The organism is Ningiella algicola, from assembly GCF_028401415.2.
Classification (GTDB): Bacteria; Pseudomonadota; Gammaproteobacteria; order Enterobacterales; family Alteromonadaceae; genus Glaciecola.
In genome coordinates, this window is the sequence record NZ_CP171821.2 from 1,297,439 (window position 1) to 1,313,169 (window position 15,731).

The 15,731-nt window shown below is 43.9% G+C and carries 14 protein-coding genes; 8 read left to right on the forward strand and 6 right to left on the reverse strand.

Translation table 11 applies throughout. From position 1 onward, the window contains the following. Positions 1 to 5 precede the first annotated feature (5 nt). The 7 genes from icmH to PN836_RS05855 all read left to right on the forward strand — a co-directional run bounded on the left by icmH (position 6) and on the right by PN836_RS05855 (position 8,419). Complete coding sequence (gene icmH / locus PN836_RS05825; RefSeq protein ID WP_395344310.1) at positions 6 to 1,406, forward strand: type IVB secretion system protein IcmH/DotU; 1,401 nt, start codon at positions 6 to 8, stop codon at positions 1,404 to 1,406. Between the two features lie 2 nt (positions 1,407 to 1,408). Next, complete coding sequence (gene tssM, locus PN836_RS05830) at positions 1,409 to 4,987, forward strand: type VI secretion system membrane subunit TssM (protein WP_395344311.1); 3,579 nt, start codon at positions 1,409 to 1,411, stop codon at positions 4,985 to 4,987. Position 4,988: 1 nt separating this feature from the next. After that, on the forward strand, positions 4,989 to 5,807 hold the full coding sequence (gene tagF / locus PN836_RS05835) for a type VI secretion system-associated protein TagF (protein WP_395344312.1): 819 nt from the start codon (positions 4,989 to 4,991) through the stop codon (positions 5,805 to 5,807). Between the two features lies 1 nt (position 5,808). Next, the gene (locus PN836_RS05840; protein WP_395344313.1) at positions 5,809 to 6,582 is read left to right on the forward strand and encodes a PP2C family protein-serine/threonine phosphatase; all 774 of its coding nucleotides are present in this window, start codon (positions 5,809 to 5,811) and stop codon (positions 6,580 to 6,582) included. 63 nt (positions 6,583 to 6,645) lie between these two features. Further along, the gene (locus PN836_RS05845) at positions 6,646 to 7,020 is read left to right on the forward strand and encodes a hypothetical protein (protein ID WP_395344314.1); all 375 of its coding nucleotides are present in this window, start codon (positions 6,646 to 6,648) and stop codon (positions 7,018 to 7,020) included. 310 nt (positions 7,021 to 7,330) lie between these two features. After that, positions 7,331 to 7,846 (forward strand): Hcp family type VI secretion system effector, encoded by a 516-nt coding sequence (locus PN836_RS05850; protein ID WP_395344315.1) that lies wholly within the window; start codon positions 7,331 to 7,333, stop codon positions 7,844 to 7,846. 435 nt (positions 7,847 to 8,281) lie between these two features. Further along, the gene (locus PN836_RS05855) at positions 8,282 to 8,419 is read left to right on the forward strand and encodes a hypothetical protein (protein WP_395344316.1); all 138 of its coding nucleotides are present in this window, start codon (positions 8,282 to 8,284) and stop codon (positions 8,417 to 8,419) included. A 63-nt stretch (positions 8,420 to 8,482) separates the two neighbouring features. On the opposite strand, the gene PN836_RS05860 is transcribed toward PN836_RS05855, so the two are convergent. From PN836_RS05860 to PN836_RS05885, 6 genes are all read right to left on the reverse strand, one after another. Then, the gene (locus PN836_RS05860; RefSeq protein WP_395344317.1) at positions 8,483 to 8,755 is read right to left on the reverse strand and encodes a PAAR domain-containing protein; all 273 of its coding nucleotides are present in this window, start codon (positions 8,753 to 8,755) and stop codon (positions 8,483 to 8,485) included. A gap of 3 nt (positions 8,756 to 8,758) precedes the next feature. Beyond that, complete coding sequence (locus tag PN836_RS05865) at positions 8,759 to 10,855, reverse strand: type VI secretion system Vgr family protein (protein ID WP_395344318.1); 2,097 nt, start codon at positions 10,853 to 10,855, stop codon at positions 8,759 to 8,761. 408 nt (positions 10,856 to 11,263) lie between these two features. Next, the gene (locus tag PN836_RS05870) at positions 11,264 to 11,434 is read right to left on the reverse strand and encodes a hypothetical protein (RefSeq protein WP_395344319.1); all 171 of its coding nucleotides are present in this window, start codon (positions 11,432 to 11,434) and stop codon (positions 11,264 to 11,266) included. Between the two features lie 15 nt (positions 11,435 to 11,449). Continuing rightward, positions 11,450 to 12,244 (reverse strand): hypothetical protein, encoded by a 795-nt coding sequence (locus PN836_RS05875; RefSeq protein WP_395344320.1) that lies wholly within the window; start codon positions 12,242 to 12,244, stop codon positions 11,450 to 11,452. Between the two features lie 55 nt (positions 12,245 to 12,299). Next, positions 12,300 to 13,094, reverse strand: coding sequence for a hypothetical protein (locus PN836_RS05880; RefSeq protein WP_395344321.1), 795 nt, complete (start codon positions 13,092 to 13,094; stop codon positions 12,300 to 12,302). An 8-nt stretch (positions 13,095 to 13,102) separates the two neighbouring features. After that, positions 13,103 to 14,536 carry a DUF4123 domain-containing protein gene (locus tag PN836_RS05885; protein WP_395344322.1) on the reverse strand — a complete coding sequence of 478 codons (1,434 nt, stop codon included), beginning with the start codon at positions 14,534 to 14,536 and terminating at the stop codon, positions 13,103 to 13,105. A 491-nt stretch (positions 14,537 to 15,027) separates the two neighbouring features. Between PN836_RS05885 and PN836_RS05890 the strand changes: the two genes are divergently transcribed. After that, entirely contained in the window at positions 15,028 to 15,543 is a 516-nt protein-coding gene (locus PN836_RS05890) for an Hcp family type VI secretion system effector (RefSeq protein ID WP_395344315.1), read from the forward strand. The last annotated feature ends 188 nt before the right edge of the window (positions 15,544 to 15,731 follow it).

Here is a 15,731-nt window from a genome sequence, read left to right on the forward strand (position 1 = left end):
GTATCATGAATGACAGGACTGTTATACGCCCTGGTGGCCGTAGACCTCGAAATCAAAAATCGGATCGCGATTCTAATGCTCGAGCCGATAAGTCCAATCGCAATAAAATTAACTTAGCGAGCTTAGCAAAAGAGCAAGCCGGTCAACAGCATCGTGGCAGTAGTCTATTCCGACGCTTTCAGTATCAACCCGATACAAGCCCGTCTCTGGTGGAAGAAAACAACCCTATTCTCGCTTTGGTATCTCCTTTAATTTTACTGGTTTCCAAGGCAAAGATCGCGGCTGCTAACGTAGACCTTCGGGAGCTCAAAGAACATGCTCAACAAGAAATCGAGTACTACCGAAGCATCAACTTTGCGATGGATGCGCCTTTTGATGCATATGAACAAGTCAGTTATGGCTTATGCTGTTTGTTAGATGAAATCGTGCTTAATACGCCGTGGGGCGCAAAGAGTGAGTGGTCTACTCAAAGCCTGTTGGTCATTTTTCACAAAGAAGCTTGGGGGGGCGAGCGATTCTTTAATCAGCTTGATGACATGTGCGCAAACCCAAGTCATTACATGGCGGCTATTGAATTTTATTATTGCGCGCTTGAGTTAGGTTTTGAAGGTAAGTATCGTCAGGCGGCAGACGGTATTAGAGAGCATCAAATCGTTAAGAACAATACGTATTTGCTCATTGAAAAATACAAAGTACTCGAGACTCAGGCACTTTCCGGTAAATGGGAAGGCAGCTACGACCGGCGTCAAGCTCTACTCAAAGTGCTGCCTCAATGGGTGGTATGGTCAATCACCGGCGGCTTACTTTTGGTTATTTATTTTAGTTTCAGTTTGTTATTGAGTTATCAATCAGACCCTGTGAAGCGACGCTTGGTAAGTTTACTCGATAAAAACATCGTGAACGTCGCCCCTTACAACATCGAGTCATTGGGCAGTTTGTTCACAGCTCAACCTGATTTGCAAGACACCTCAGACGGCATATATGAGCTATTGTTAGCGGAATTTGAAAGCGAGCTTGCAGCAGGCAAGCTCATTATTGAAGAAAACGAAAAAGGAGTCAGTGTGCGTCTCACCGATGCAAATCTATTCGCATCAGGCAGCGATGCCTTGGCCTTGGACTATGTCGATATAATGAAACAAATGGGCATGTCGCTCACCGGACAGCGCGTTAGAATCGAAATCACCGGACATTCAGACGACATCCCTATTCGCACTTTACGCTTTAACGATAACTGGGCACTCTCTGAAGCTAGGGCGAGCGCAGTAAAAAGTATTATTAGCGAAAACTTAGATGCCAATGTGCAAGTGTTTGCGCGCGGATTGGCCGATACTGTGAATTTAGTACCAAATACGAGTAGTGCCAATCGAGCGCTTAATCGTCGTGTTGAAGTGTTGATTAGGAGCTAGCAATGGAAAAGAAGTCTGCCCCTAATAAATTCGTGAAATTCATCACCAATAAGTGGTTTTTGCATGGTTTAGGGCTGTTTATATTAGCTCTGCTGGTATGGTTTGTTGGCCCTATCATTGCCATTTCAGAAAATTATTTTCTCGAAAGTGTCGCGAGCCGACTCCTGCTGATTTTATTCATTGTGTTCTCATGGGCGCTGTATCAGTTTTATCAGCATTACAAACGACGCAAAAATGACAGTCAATTTGCTGAAAACCTAACTGTTCAAAATGCGAAGAAAGACGAAGCGCAAACCATTTCCGACCGCTTCAATGAAGCAATTAACATTCTACAAGCGAAGTCGGGTAACAAGCGCGATAAGAATGCCCAGCTCAATGCTTTACCTTGGTATATCATTATTGGCCCACCTGGTTCCGGGAAAACCACAGCCTTATTAAACTCTGGTTTGGAATTTCCACTTAAAGATAAATTAGGTGCAGATGCAATCAAGGGCATCGGCGGCACTCGACATTGCGACTGGTGGTTCACCAACGAAGCTGTACTGATTGACACCGCAGGTCGTTTTACTACTCAAGATAGTGATTCAGAAGTAGACAAGACTGCGTGGCAAAGCTTTATGTCGATGCTTAAAAAGCATCGTAAACAGCGCCCAATAAACGGAGCGTTAGTCACTATGAGCCTATCTGACATGCTGACTATGCCCGAAGATGAGCGCACCTACTACGCCAAGACCATTCGTAAGCGAATAGAAGAACTTAATGACCAATTGTCAATTAAGTTTCCAGTGTATTTCATGTTCACCAAATGTGACCTAGTGAATGGCTTTATTCCCTTTTTTGATGCGCTAAGCGCTAAGCAGCGCGACCAGGTTTGGGGAGAAACCTTTGACATAGACGAAAACGGGAATTGCGCAATCGATATTCAGCAATACCACGAGCACTTTGACGAACTCATCGATCGTCTAAACACTCAGCTTCTGCTCAATATAAAGCAACAGCATGATCCGGCGAAAAAAGCCGATATCTTTAGCTTCCCATCGCAAATGGATGCGCTCAAAGAACCTATTCATGACTTTCTCGTCAATATTTTCGGCGAAAATAAGTTTCAAAAAACCGCTTTGCTTCGAGGGGTTTATTTTACGTCCGGCACTCAACAAGGCAGCCCATTTGACAGCCTTTTAGGCACCATGGCGAATGACATGGGCTTACAAGAAGAAACTGCCGTCAACTATAGCGGACGAGGAAAAAGCTATTTCATTAGTGACTTGCTCAGTCAAGTAATTTTCCCTGAGTCGGAAATGGCGGGCGTCGATCAAAAACTTCAGCGCTGGATGAAACGTCTTCGGATCCTCAGTTTAGTCAGTGCATCGGCTGTCATTATCGCAATGAGCATAGTCTGGTATACCAGTTACGAAATCAATGTAGATAGGATCCAGCGGATTGATGCATCGATAGAGCAGCAGAACGAGCTGATTATTCAAAGGAGCGAAAGCACCATTGATTTCATGGAAATATTGGATGAACTCAACGCCGCCCGGGCAGCAACTACTATTTTTGAGCCTAAAGAATTCTCTGATAATTTTGGTTTGAACCAACGACGAAGTTTCGACAGCCAAAACCAAGCGATTTACCTTAATGTACTCGAAACTCGGCTTTTACCCTTGGTTAAAACGCGCTTGGAAGAAATTATGATTGATATTCTTCGCCAAGGTGACCACGCAGATTTATATACATTCCTAAAAGCCTATTTGATGTACGCTGGTCAACATACCATTGCCGGCGCAGAGTTGGAGCCTGAGTGGTTAAAGGCCATTGCATTAGCCGATTGGCAAGTCAGTTTATTGGCAGAGCCTGAAGCGGTTGTGCAACTCAATGCTCACTTAGACTATCTGCTGTCGCAACCATTTGCGTTTATTATGCCTGATGAAAACGTGGTCTCCTCGGCTCGCCTTGCCTTGTTAAAACTGCCTTTGGAAGAACAAGTTTATGCGGCAATCAAAGATTTTATGCTGTCGGATAAAAGCGGCGATTTGTCATTTTCAGATATCGCAGGTAATGATGCAATTGACGTATTTGTGACGCGCGATGCCAGGCTACCCAGCGAACTATACATTCCCTTCATGTTTACTAAAAAGGGCTTCTTTTCCAGCTTTATTAGCACCGCCTCCGATAAGGCAGATGAGTATTTAAACAACACATGGATATTAGGCGAGCATAATAAACAGGACGATATTCCGTCTCCAGACGAATTACAGGATCGAATCTATACAATATATTACAGAGATTACATTGGCACGTGGCGGCAATACCTTCGTAATCTTGAAATTGCTGATGTGAGTAATCAGCAGCAAGGGTTCTCTATATTGCGAACCATAGGTGATCAAAACAGTCCCTTGGAAAAACTTCTGACTACCGTATCGCAAGAGACTAACTTGACGCAGGTGAGTGAAGAGGGCGAGCAAGCCCAAGCACTTGGCGAAGTGGCAAGTGTTGTAAACGCGAGAGCACAAAGAGTAGTGAGCCAAGCCAACCGCGTATCTAGAGCGGCTAACAAAGCTGACTTGGTAAGCCTTCCGGGAAGTGAAGTGACTGAGAATTTCAGTGAGTTTCATCAACTAAGTTCTACAGAGCGTGGAGACCCTAAACTGTTAGCGATTTCGAATGGTTTAAATCAGTACAGCAGTTTTATAGAGCAAACTCTGCTGGACAACTTTGCTGAGACGCCTGCCTTTAATGCTGTGCTAGACCGCATGAACAATCCTGCTCGCTCGGAGTTTAGTCGTTTAGTAATGAAAGACTCCACCAACCCAGAAGCGTTAAACAGATGGCTCGATGAAGTATCAGATATTGGTTGGTCTATGGTCGTGCAAGATGCGAAGGATAATATTGAACAAATTTGGCAGCAACAAGTGTATCCTATTTATTCGCAAGCACTTGCTGGGCGTTACCCTTTTGAAACCCAATCAATGAGTGAAGTTGAGCTGCGCGACTTTGCCAACTTCTTTAAGCCAAATGGCGTGTTTGATGAGTTTGTTAAGCAGTATATCGTGCCCTTTGTAAATACCAATACCGCTTCTTGGCAATTACGCTCATTTGGCGGTCAGTCGCTGAACTTTTCTCCACAAGTGCTTTCGGACATGCAAACGGCGAATCGAATTACCCAATACTTCTTTACGCCAAATGCAGCTATGCCGAGCCTATCTTTTTCCATGCTACCTTTATCACTTGACGCCAACGTGGCGCAATTTTCGATGAATGTAGGCTCTCAAAAACTAAGCTATGCGCACGGACCTAGACGCTCTAGCAAAATCACATGGCCATTGGTAGCGAGTGACGAATCTACCCGTATCGAATTTATGCAGCTAGACGGACGCGTGAAGCAAGCGACTGAGACGGGGCCATGGTCGCTGTTTAAACTTCTAGACAAACAACGCATGAGCGCGACGCCAAGAAATGCAGTTTATAATGCAAATATTAGCGTTGAAGGCTTATCGGTGCAGTATGAAATTAGAGCCGACAGTGAATTTAATCCTCTTGGCGCTAAAATCCTGCAAAACTTTACATTGCCAGAGGAGCTTTAGTATGGCTGCTTACTATGGAAAGGTCCCTGGTAAAGGCGATTTTGTTTCTAAAGACATGCCACGTGAAATAAGCGAGCAGATTCATCACTTTTTTGCCGATGGGTTGAAAAGTGCAAGTAATGAAATCGGGCCAGAATGGCTCGACAATTACGCCATTACGCCCCTTTGGTACTTTTACTTACAGCCTGGAATTATCGACGAGCACGCATGGATTGGCATGTGGATGCCCAGCGTCGATAGAGTGAATCGGCACTTTCCATTTATTGTGATGCAGCATCTATCATCTCCTATTCAGACGATAAGTGAACTCGGTCATTTTCAAAACAGCATGTTTGAAATGGAAGATTTTCTTTTAGACATGTTAGAACCTGACGCTGAGCTAGAGCCTATACTTGAAAAAATTGCCACATTAACGCTTTTTTCCAATCCAAACGCAGCGGCTACCATCGACGCCTATCTCAATCACCAGCATGACATGGTTGAGAGCGCGCCACAGCCACAAACTGAGTTTGAGGTTCATCTACTCGACAAAGTGAATACGCTTGAGGAGCAACTGAGTGCCTTGCAAACGCAAGTCGCCGATTTGCTTGCAACCGAGCAAACGGTTGACAAGCCAGTTACACCCTCACTGGAGGGTATTAGCACGAACCTGAATTTAGCGGCTCGCTATTGTTCAGCACAAAAACTTTCGATCATTGATACGCTAGAAGAACACAGTATTTGGATGAGCGCTGGGAATGCTCAAATGCGGCCTCAGTTAATTGTGCACAGCGGTTTACCAGACGCCGAATTGTTTAATCAATTTTTGGTAGGAATCTAAAGTGGCCATCCTGACAACCAATCCCATGATAGACAAACAATATGGTTGGCGTTTTGCTCATGCGACTGACACAGGCAAAGTTCGGCGTGTGAACGAAGACTGCTTTTTTTCTAACCCAGAACAGGCTCACTGGGCTGTTGCCGACGGAATGGGTGGACACCAAGCAGGCGATGTGGCCAGTCAGATGATTGTTAAAAACTTATCCGCTATTGTGCAAAGTGAATCATTTTCGAAATTTGTGGATGAAGTTGACGATACCCTGTTGGGTGTAAACGAAAATTTAAGTGCCCTTGCTTTATCGCGCAACACGGTGATTGGGTCTACCGTAGTAGGTGCAGCTTTGCATCAACAACATATCCTATTTTATTGGGTAGGCGATAGCAGAGGCTATTTGTTCAGGGACAAGCGCCTTGTTCAAATAACTAAGGATCATACCTTGGTGCAAGAACTTGTAGACAATGGCGAAATAACGCGTGAACAAGCCGAGCAGCACCCCGACAAAAACGTCATTACTCGCGCTGTGGGCTCGCACCCAGAATTGTTTGCCGATTATACAATGATTCCATTTCAATCAGGGGATAAGTTTTTAATCTGTAGCGATGGTATTGAAAAAGAAATTAATGATGCTGAGCTGTCCTTACTATTAGCAAAACACAATGATATTGAGGAGTGCACACAGGCTATACTCGACAAGGTTTTATCCAGAGGCGCGCGGGACAATGTCTCGTTCGTATTGATTGAGCTAGTTGCCCTGTATGATAGTACCCAACAATAGACTTTCGAGCATAATAATGGCGAATTTAGGATTCAATAATAAAAATAAAGACATGCCGACAAGATGAATATATTACATAAACTCTCCACCGCTTATGCAAGTGGTGATATTACAAAGCAAGAGTTTCGTGCACAGCGTGGTGCCCTTATTAAAGAAATTGTAGAAGGCAAGCGCGAGGATGAAATACAGCCCGAGATCACCGGCGAAATCCCTTTTGATGATACAACTCGCAAGATATCAATAGCAAAGGTCAAACCCAAACGCGCGCATCCAATAAAGACGCTGATGTATTTGCTAGTCTACTTAACACTGTTCTCCATTGTGTTTTTTGTCGCATTTATGTTTGTTCCTCAAGTTGCTGAATTTACGCATTCGGTAAGCCCTGAGTTGTTCCGTGCCTTAAAAGCGTTAGCCTCTACCATTTCCAATTTTGTATAAACGATTTGTACTCGCCAGAACAGTAGAGCTAAGCGAAACACCACTTGCGCAACTTTCTGCTCAACTGAGCAGTTTAACGTGAACGAAAAACTGCGCAACCAGCGTGTTTGAAGCTTGCCCACTCATATCAATCCACTATAAGTGGTTGTTTTAAATGGATAAACGGACTTACTATATATTTGGCATGCTATGTGTAATGTAAACTTAGAACATTGGCTAATACGTTAGTTCGCTATACGCCTTGGCCCAAAACACTAAACAAGGTCGCTCTGCGTTTTAACAACGACCCAACATAGATTAAGGAAATAAGATGCCTACAGTTGCATATATCTCAATCGAAGGAACTAAGTCTGGTAACATCACAGAAGGCGCAAATACCGTTGAATCAATGGGTAATGCCTATCAGTCTGATCACGAGTCAGAAGCTACCGTACAGGCTTTTGAGCACCAAGTGATTATTCCTCGCGACCCGCAAAGTGGCCAACCAAGCGGTCAGCGTGTTCACCAACCATTTAAAATTACTAAGGTGTATGATAAGTCTTCTCCAAAGTTATTTGATGCGTTGTGTTCAGGTGAGCGCTTAAGCAAAGTAGTACTTAAATGGTACCGCACGTCTATGACGGGTGTGCAAGAGCATTACTTCACGCATGAGTTAGAAGATGCAGTCATTGTCAACATCGATTCCATCATGCCTAACGCACAAGATCCAGCCATGGCGCACTTCTCGCACATGGAAGAAGTATCGATGACTTACCGTCGTATTACCTGGACGCATGAAGTGGCCGGTACCACTGGCTCTGACGACTGGCGTGCACCTCGCGTCTAATCACGATCCAATAATATATAACCTCAACTCGGGATAAGCGATAGTGCAAATGCATGTTTTAGCTATGTATTTATTAAATTATCACCAAGTAGTGATAAAAACGTGAAGTGCAAGGCGCAAAAGTGACGTAATAGTCATTCTATTGCTCGCTTTTGCAACGCAGTAATTCACGTTTTTAGCGCTACTTGGCGCTGTCGCTTATTCCGAGTTGAGGTTATATACAAAACCGCAGTTAAAAAGGCTGCGGTTTTTTGATCTAAGGTTCGAATATGGGATTGTCAGCGCCTATCCGTCTTACTAACTATGGAAAAGTTGTTTACCAAGAATCGCGTGAGCAAGCCACTGAGAAGGCATAGAGCGCAAATATGACTGCATGGGCTGAACCTTCAGTGTAACCGGCAGCCAGACCCAACACACGCAGATGGTGGCATTCAGATGAACACAGACCATCTTATATTGACCACTGAAATTTCAGAACAAAGCGAACCCAATGCAAGTAAGGCCTTAGACTTATTTTCGCAACGCGGTCCATCAATGGTGCACGTTAACAGAATATTTTCCCAAGATAAATGAGCAAAGATATCCTTAGGTATTGAAGCTGTAATTACGACCTCAACACTGTTGTTTGGGTAAATATCAAGGTTTCACTTTAGCTTGCGGAGCGCCAGTCGTTATTTTTCCGCTATGCGAACCACACTGCGTTTTGGCACCTAAGAACGCAATAGGCACGCCGTTTTCACTGGCTTGAGAAGAGCCCTCCACTATCACGGCACCACAGGCACATTTGTCACCGATTCGAGCAACTATTGCACCATCTACGACACTTTTCCCGCCGGTAATAATAGGTGATGGCGGGTGTTTAGAATTTCCACAAACGTGCATGTCGCCTAGTCTAGCTACTGGTTTCATAGTCTATTTCTCCTTCTGCGCTTCACATTCTTCGCAAATCGGAAGGGCTTTATTCGCAGCCAAATCGAGTGTCGGCACCTGAGAAGAGCCCGAACCTCCCATAGAGACTTGTCCTTTGAGATTAATTTTTGCAGCTTCTAGCGTGATCCCCGATGAGTCAAGCGTAATCTTTCCACCAGGGCCTCGGATTTCAAACTTTTGCCCTGCCATCAGTTGATGCACCTGTCCAGCGTTTGTCGTAATAGTATCGCCAACATCGAGTTTGAGTTTCCCGTTGACTTGTCCCTCGTAGTTTCCCCCAACCATTTCAAGGTGATCAGCATGTATATTTTGTTTAAGAATATTTCCAACATTGTGAATATGGTCTTTACCATATTGCTCTTGTTGGGTTTTTCCCACTTGGTAGAACACGTTGTTGCCAATCGTTTCTTTATGATCATTACCAACATCGATTGACTTGTTTTGTGCCACTCTTTCCGATTGGTCATTCCCCACCGATTTAGACCGATTGTGCCCAATCGTATGACTCTCATCATTCTGGATCACGGTATTGTGATCCTTTTGAGCATGCATATACACTTCTTCACTGTCTTTTTTGTCTTCGAATCGAAGCTCGTTAAAGCCACCCCCACCTTTTGACGAATTCGTTTTAAGCGTACTGACCGTTTTTTTATCAGGAAGCTTGTAGGGACTTCGGTTTTCGCCATGGTGCACTCGGCCCGTAATGATAGGAAGGTCAGGGTTCCCATCAATATGATCTACAATAACCTCATGCCCAATGCGCGGCAAAGAGAAACCACCGTAGCCTTGTCCAGCCCAAAGCTGGCTCACGCGTACCCAACATGACGAATTTTCGTCGGCGGCGTTGTATCTATCCCAGTGAAATTTGACTTTTATACGACCGTGCTCGTCGGTATAAATCTCTTCATCCGCAGGGCCAGTAACAACAGCGGTTTGCGTACCGTTTACAACTGGCCAATTCGTTTTCTGCGCTGCACGATAAGCAACATTAGAAGGCACGCACTGAAAATCATTTGCATATGTGCTGCCACCTACCGAGGCTCCTTGCTTACGCACACCAGGTTGTTGCGCCTCATGTGCTACGAATGTAATCAAGTAGTCACCCGAGTAACGCATCTGCTGTTGGTCATCCAACTCAAATGTGTAACCCGGGCAAAGTTTATTCACGTTAGATGCCCCCATTCCGAGGACCTTTTCTGCATTGTGAGATTCGAGTCGTATTTGGGCGAGCTTGTCACCCCTGGTTTTATCGTCAAAACGGCCATATTTATAGTCCTCATGCTCAACAAATTCGCTTGCGTTTTGCACTGAATCTAATTTGAGTGATGGCCTTTGGAAATTATAATCCCGAAATGCGACTTTTCCGTTTCGAATTTGCTTGCGTGAAGTAAAACGGCGAACGAACTCATTTGTTACAAATCCCTGTGAATCTGAGGCAAAAGGAACCGGGGTGGCAGGTTCAACACTGATACACTTGAACACATCATCGCTAAACACCATCACGTGGTTTTCAGCGCTGTGTTCAAAATAGTAGAAAATACCCTCTCTCTCAAGCAAGCGGCTAATGAAATCAAATTCAGACTCATCATATTGAACGCAGTACTCAATGGGTTCATAACTCTGTAGACAGTCCCATCTAAAATCGTCAACTTCCATGCCAAGCTCTTTAAACAAAATCGCGATAATCTCATCTACTTTGAGCTTTTGGAAAATACGGCGATTAGTACGATACGTTGAGGGGAAGGCCTTTGGCACAACGGTCATATGATACGTCGTCATATCCGGCCCCTCTTCATCCAGCACGAAATCAGACACGACACCGTGGATATAACGGGTGTTAGTCTGAGCATCACTGAACACGCCCAAAAAATTTTGATGATTGATTCTATCGATTGATATAACACAAGCTTGTCCAAGCATATCGTCATAATCAATGTGAGAAGAGCTGGAAACGACCTCAAGGTTAAAACTGAATAACGAGGAGATGCCCTCAGAACCATACATTGCGGCGACCTGAAAATCGAAGGTGGGGTCTATGGTTTCAAAAAATAGGAATTCTTCGTTTGAACGGAATGACATCTGTATCTCCTTCACAATTGTCTACGTTAGGTACAATAACCATCAAAGCCTGATTATTCAAGCAGTCGTATGTGCGCCGGCTTAACGCGTGTGCGAGTATGAGAGCCATGTATAAGTTTAACAGTGCTGGCGCCAATGTATAGTGTTAAAAGAGGCACAAGCTATTATAAGCGTATCAAACTTTTATCACTAAAATCGACGTTTACAAGGCTATATCTAATGCGATAACTCCTCGTAGTTAAGTTGACAATATAAGTGACTGAGCGCAAAAAAGCGCCCGCGTTGAATTTTGCTGAGCCACTTGCCATTCCACGCAATACGATTGCCTGCCGCATCATATAAATAGCCCGACACTAACGCTTCGACAAACATGCATACGTCGACATTTTAATCAGCGTGACACACCGATTAGCTACCTCTACAAAATAGCTTAGGAGAATTATTGTTTTTACCATTGCCGTCAGCGTTAGGGGCAAACACCAATCCAAACGCTTGAGGTAACGCAGCAACTGCACTGGCATCCTCTTGCTCGTTATTGACAGCGAGTTCTTCGAAACTTGAATAAGGCCTTACGTCCATATAAAACCATGCGCCCTATAACTCAAGCATCTCAGCTTCTTCCGCTTCAAACTTGCTCATATATTCGTTATTGATTTTCGCATGCAAATCACGCAACGCTTGACTTGTAATCCAAGGTGGAAGCTCATTAGGAATCGCGCTAACTGCCAAAAACTCTTCAAAGCTTGCATGGTATATCCAAGCATAGGCGGCAAGTTGTTCGCGTTCCGATAGCGTGTCAAAAACCTCATTAAACGTGATGCTTTTAGCTTTTTCAGGCTCGCTAGCTCTGAATAAATTTAGATAGTTGTATTGGCCTTGGAAATATTCGGCGTTAGGCCAAAAGTCTTCTCGACTGAAATCGCTGCTGTAGCTCCAGTCAACATATCCGAGTGCTTCTTTTAAAGGCATTACTAGACTCTGAAAACGTCTAAAATCGTGAAGTAGCTCATCCTTATTGCTAAATAGCTCGTGATCCGCTGCTAAGAAATTTTTGTTTAGTGCAACGAACTGCTGAACATAGGTGCTTGCTTTAGTCTCAGCGAAAATCATTGGAGCGATGTTTTCATTCATCGCTATCGACTCCCGCTTTATGGATTCGATGAGCTGATACGTTTCAAGCTTTTGGTCTTTTATGGACTGCAAGGTTTCTGGATGGCTGGTAAATATAAGCGCGCTCTCTACACTATGCTGTTCAAAAATATCAAATAAGCTGCGGCTAGCGGCAAGCCCGTCGCTTTGTTTTGAGGCTGCACTTTGCTGCACAGCCTGTATGTTTTGGGCGACGTTTTCAATCTTCGGTATATCGATATGGAAGTCAAAACGGTTCATAGTAATTTCTCCAAATGTAGTAGTGGTTATAAAAAGTAAAAAAATACAAAAGCACTTAACCTTCATTGAAGTTCTCTTGAACTATCAGCTTTACTCTATCGATTTTTACGCCCAAGCTATGCCTTGACTCACCGGTAAATTCGTGCAATTTTTCTAGAAACGTAAGTAAGGTGTTTACACTACTGGTTTGGTCAAAACGATATCTCCCATCTCTTACCTCGCCGCTACTGTGAAGGACTATGCATCCTACAGACCAGCGGTGGTGACTACCCGCATGAATCAAAACACCTGTTCGGCGATCCATTGCGCCAGAGCTTGATCCATATATAGCAATACCGGGGCGAGGCTTTTGCAAATACGTGGTGTTGTATCCATATGTTTTATAATTCGTCGTTCTATGTGCCGACAAACCATAATCATCTGAGGGCATAATCAAAAACTGATTGTAGTATTGATAATTACTTCCTTGCCTCTCGTTAGTGCGATAGTGAAAATCTGCATTTGCAGGGCCACCTCGCTCACTCGTTTTACATCTGAAAATTGGCGTCCCCGAGCCACTGTCTTCGCTATCCCAAATTTCCATTTTCAAATCGCCTACAGTGCAGTCCCATCGTCCACCAAAATTGTGTTTGATATTGCGTTCGATGGTCACTACCAGCCACTTGTCGTCGCATGGTTGACAAACTTCTTCGACCTCCTGCGTTTCAGCATTGTCTGCGGCTGCGTTCGCGCCTTGGGTAGCGCCTGTACCTAATGCATCAGCGCCATTGCTAATTCCGTTTGCTCCCGAAACTGAGGAGCTTAGATTATTAATGGCATTCATTATGCCTTGAAAAAATTCTCTGCTCATTGTCGTATCTACGTTAAACGTCCATATGATTTAAAGAAATTAGCCACACCCTCTCCGAGTAAATGTCTGCGCTTTTCAGGATTTTTCAGGTTTAAGGCCTCACTTGCCCAGGGATAAAGAGGGTCTTGTCCAAATTCAAACCCGAAATACATCGCGAGCACAATGTAAGTGACAAGATCACTACCCGTTAGTTTATATTTTTTTTGAGCAAAATCGGCTGCTTCAACAACAAACTGATAAATATCCTCAAGGGCGAGATAATCAAATTGAGCCGGCCAAACACTTTGCAGGACCACACTAACCGTTTCATGACTGATGACCTCTAAGGGCTGTGAATACAGTCTTTCAAAGCCCAACAAAATGCGCTTTGGTTGTGATAGGTCTTCGCTCCTCAGTTCTGCACGCTCATCAATTTTTGAAAATACGCTTGAGAAGTTGGTGAACTCCTGCTCATCCCAACGCACATCCCGTAGAGCGCTCTGATACATTGGGTCGCGTTCAAATCCACTCCCCCAAAATGCAACAATCGTGAGATATTTGAAATGGTGCTTTTCTGAGGCAAGTCCGCGCTGCTTTGCATTTTGATACGCCAGCCGAATTGCTTCAGACAGTTGTTCATTGGTTGAAAGTCTTGCTAATTCTGGAAATTGCTCATGGAAAAAGTTTAAAGCACGTTGTTGATAGCGGTATATTCGGTATTGTTCAATACCAAGCATTTCTTCTTTACACAAGGTGGGCATAGCCGGCGGTTTTATATCTTCAATCTCACTCAGCTCTGGAAAAAATTGCCATACTTGCGCGGCATCTTCATGTTCACAAATGACGCTATCAAGGCTGTTTCCATTTCGCATATCAATCCACTGAGCGACTTTGTGGGGCATTGCCTTAATACTGTCAAAGTAGCTTGGCAATATACGCGGATCCCAAAATCTGAAAAACACCCACTTTTTGTCAGCTTCGATTTGAATCTTTAGAAAGCGCCTAAAGTGCTTCCATACGTCGTCCATAGCTACCGTTGTACGAATAAAAATCCCGGTACTATGCCCCCAATGGTTTTTGAAAAAGTCTTTATGGAAGTGTGGCACACACTGATCATCCTCAAGCGCCTCATAAGATAAGGTCATGTCAATTAAAAATGGCGCCGCTTCTTTAAATTCAGGGCCATCTTTGCCTTTAACCAAACATCTGACGGGTATCTCGTTCGAAGACATATCAAGGTCAAAATAACCTATGACCTTCTGTCGCAAGGTGGGATCTAAAATACAGTAAGTTCTAGAGAAACTCGCTTTAGAAGCTTGACCGAACAAAACATCTTTCAATTCAGGGCTTATCCACTGAGCCTCCCAAAATGGAACACCTTTTTGTTCATCTAAAGGCGTAATGTTAAGTTTTACAAGAGAAAGGGCGTTTGCGTCAGGATATGCCCTGCCAAATTCTTCCATGATAGATATCCTACCTGCCGAGTTTAAGTGTTGTAAGAGTCTAGGGCGAGTTGATAAATTATCGCAAACAGATTCGAAACTCCCAAATATATTTTACTTTTCGCGATGTGATATTGATTGTTTTTTAAGCATTTCATGTTTTATGATTTGTTTCAAGCACTGCAGCCATTCTTAACTTTTTGTTTATTGCGCGATGTTTACACACTAAGCTAATCAAGCTCTGAACTGCGCAGATTTCTGCTCAACTGAGCAGTTTAACGTGAACGAAAAACTGCGCAACCAGCGTGTTTGAAGCTTGCCCACTCATATCAATCCACTATAAGTGGTTGTTTTAAATGGATAAACGGACTTACTATATATTTGGCATGCTATGTGTAATGTAAACTTAGAACATTGGCTAATACGTTAGTTCGCTATACGCCTTGGCCCAAAACACTAAACAAGGTCGCTCTGCGTTTTAACAACGACCCAACATAGATTAAGGAAATAAGATGCCTACAGTTGCATATATCTCAATCGAAGGAACTAAGTCTGGTAACATCACAGAAGGCGCAAATACCGTTGAATCAATGGGTAATGCCTATCAGTCTGATCACGAGTCAGAAGCTACCGTACAGGCTTTTGAGCACCAAGTGATTATTCCTCGCGACCCGCAAAGTGGCCAACCAAGCGGTCAGCGTGTTCACCAACCATTTAAAATTACTAAGGTGTATGATAAGTCTTCTCCAAAGTTATTTGATGCCTTGTGTTCAGGTGAGCGCTTAAGCAAAGTAGTACTTAAATGGTACCGCACGTCTATGACGGGTGTGCAAGAGCATTACTTCACGCATGAGTTAGAAGATGCAGTCATTGTCAACATCGATTCCATCATGCCTAACGCACAAGATCCAGCCATGGCGCACTTTTCGCACATGGAAGAAGTATCGATGACTTACCGTCGTATTACCTGGACGCATGAAGTGGCCGGTACCACTGGCTCTGACGACTGGCGCGCGCCTCGCGTTTAGTGAGAGCAAACGCCATTTGCTTGATCGTATTATTGAAACGAATAAAACAAAACATCTACGCTGGTTTATACCTGTTCATTTGTTGTAAACTTGAGGTCGAAAACCCGGGTAGGCTTATTAACTGCGCTAGAGGAATTTAGCGCAGTTTTTGTCTTTTTATGGAGCCTTGCATTATGAAACATGCGCGG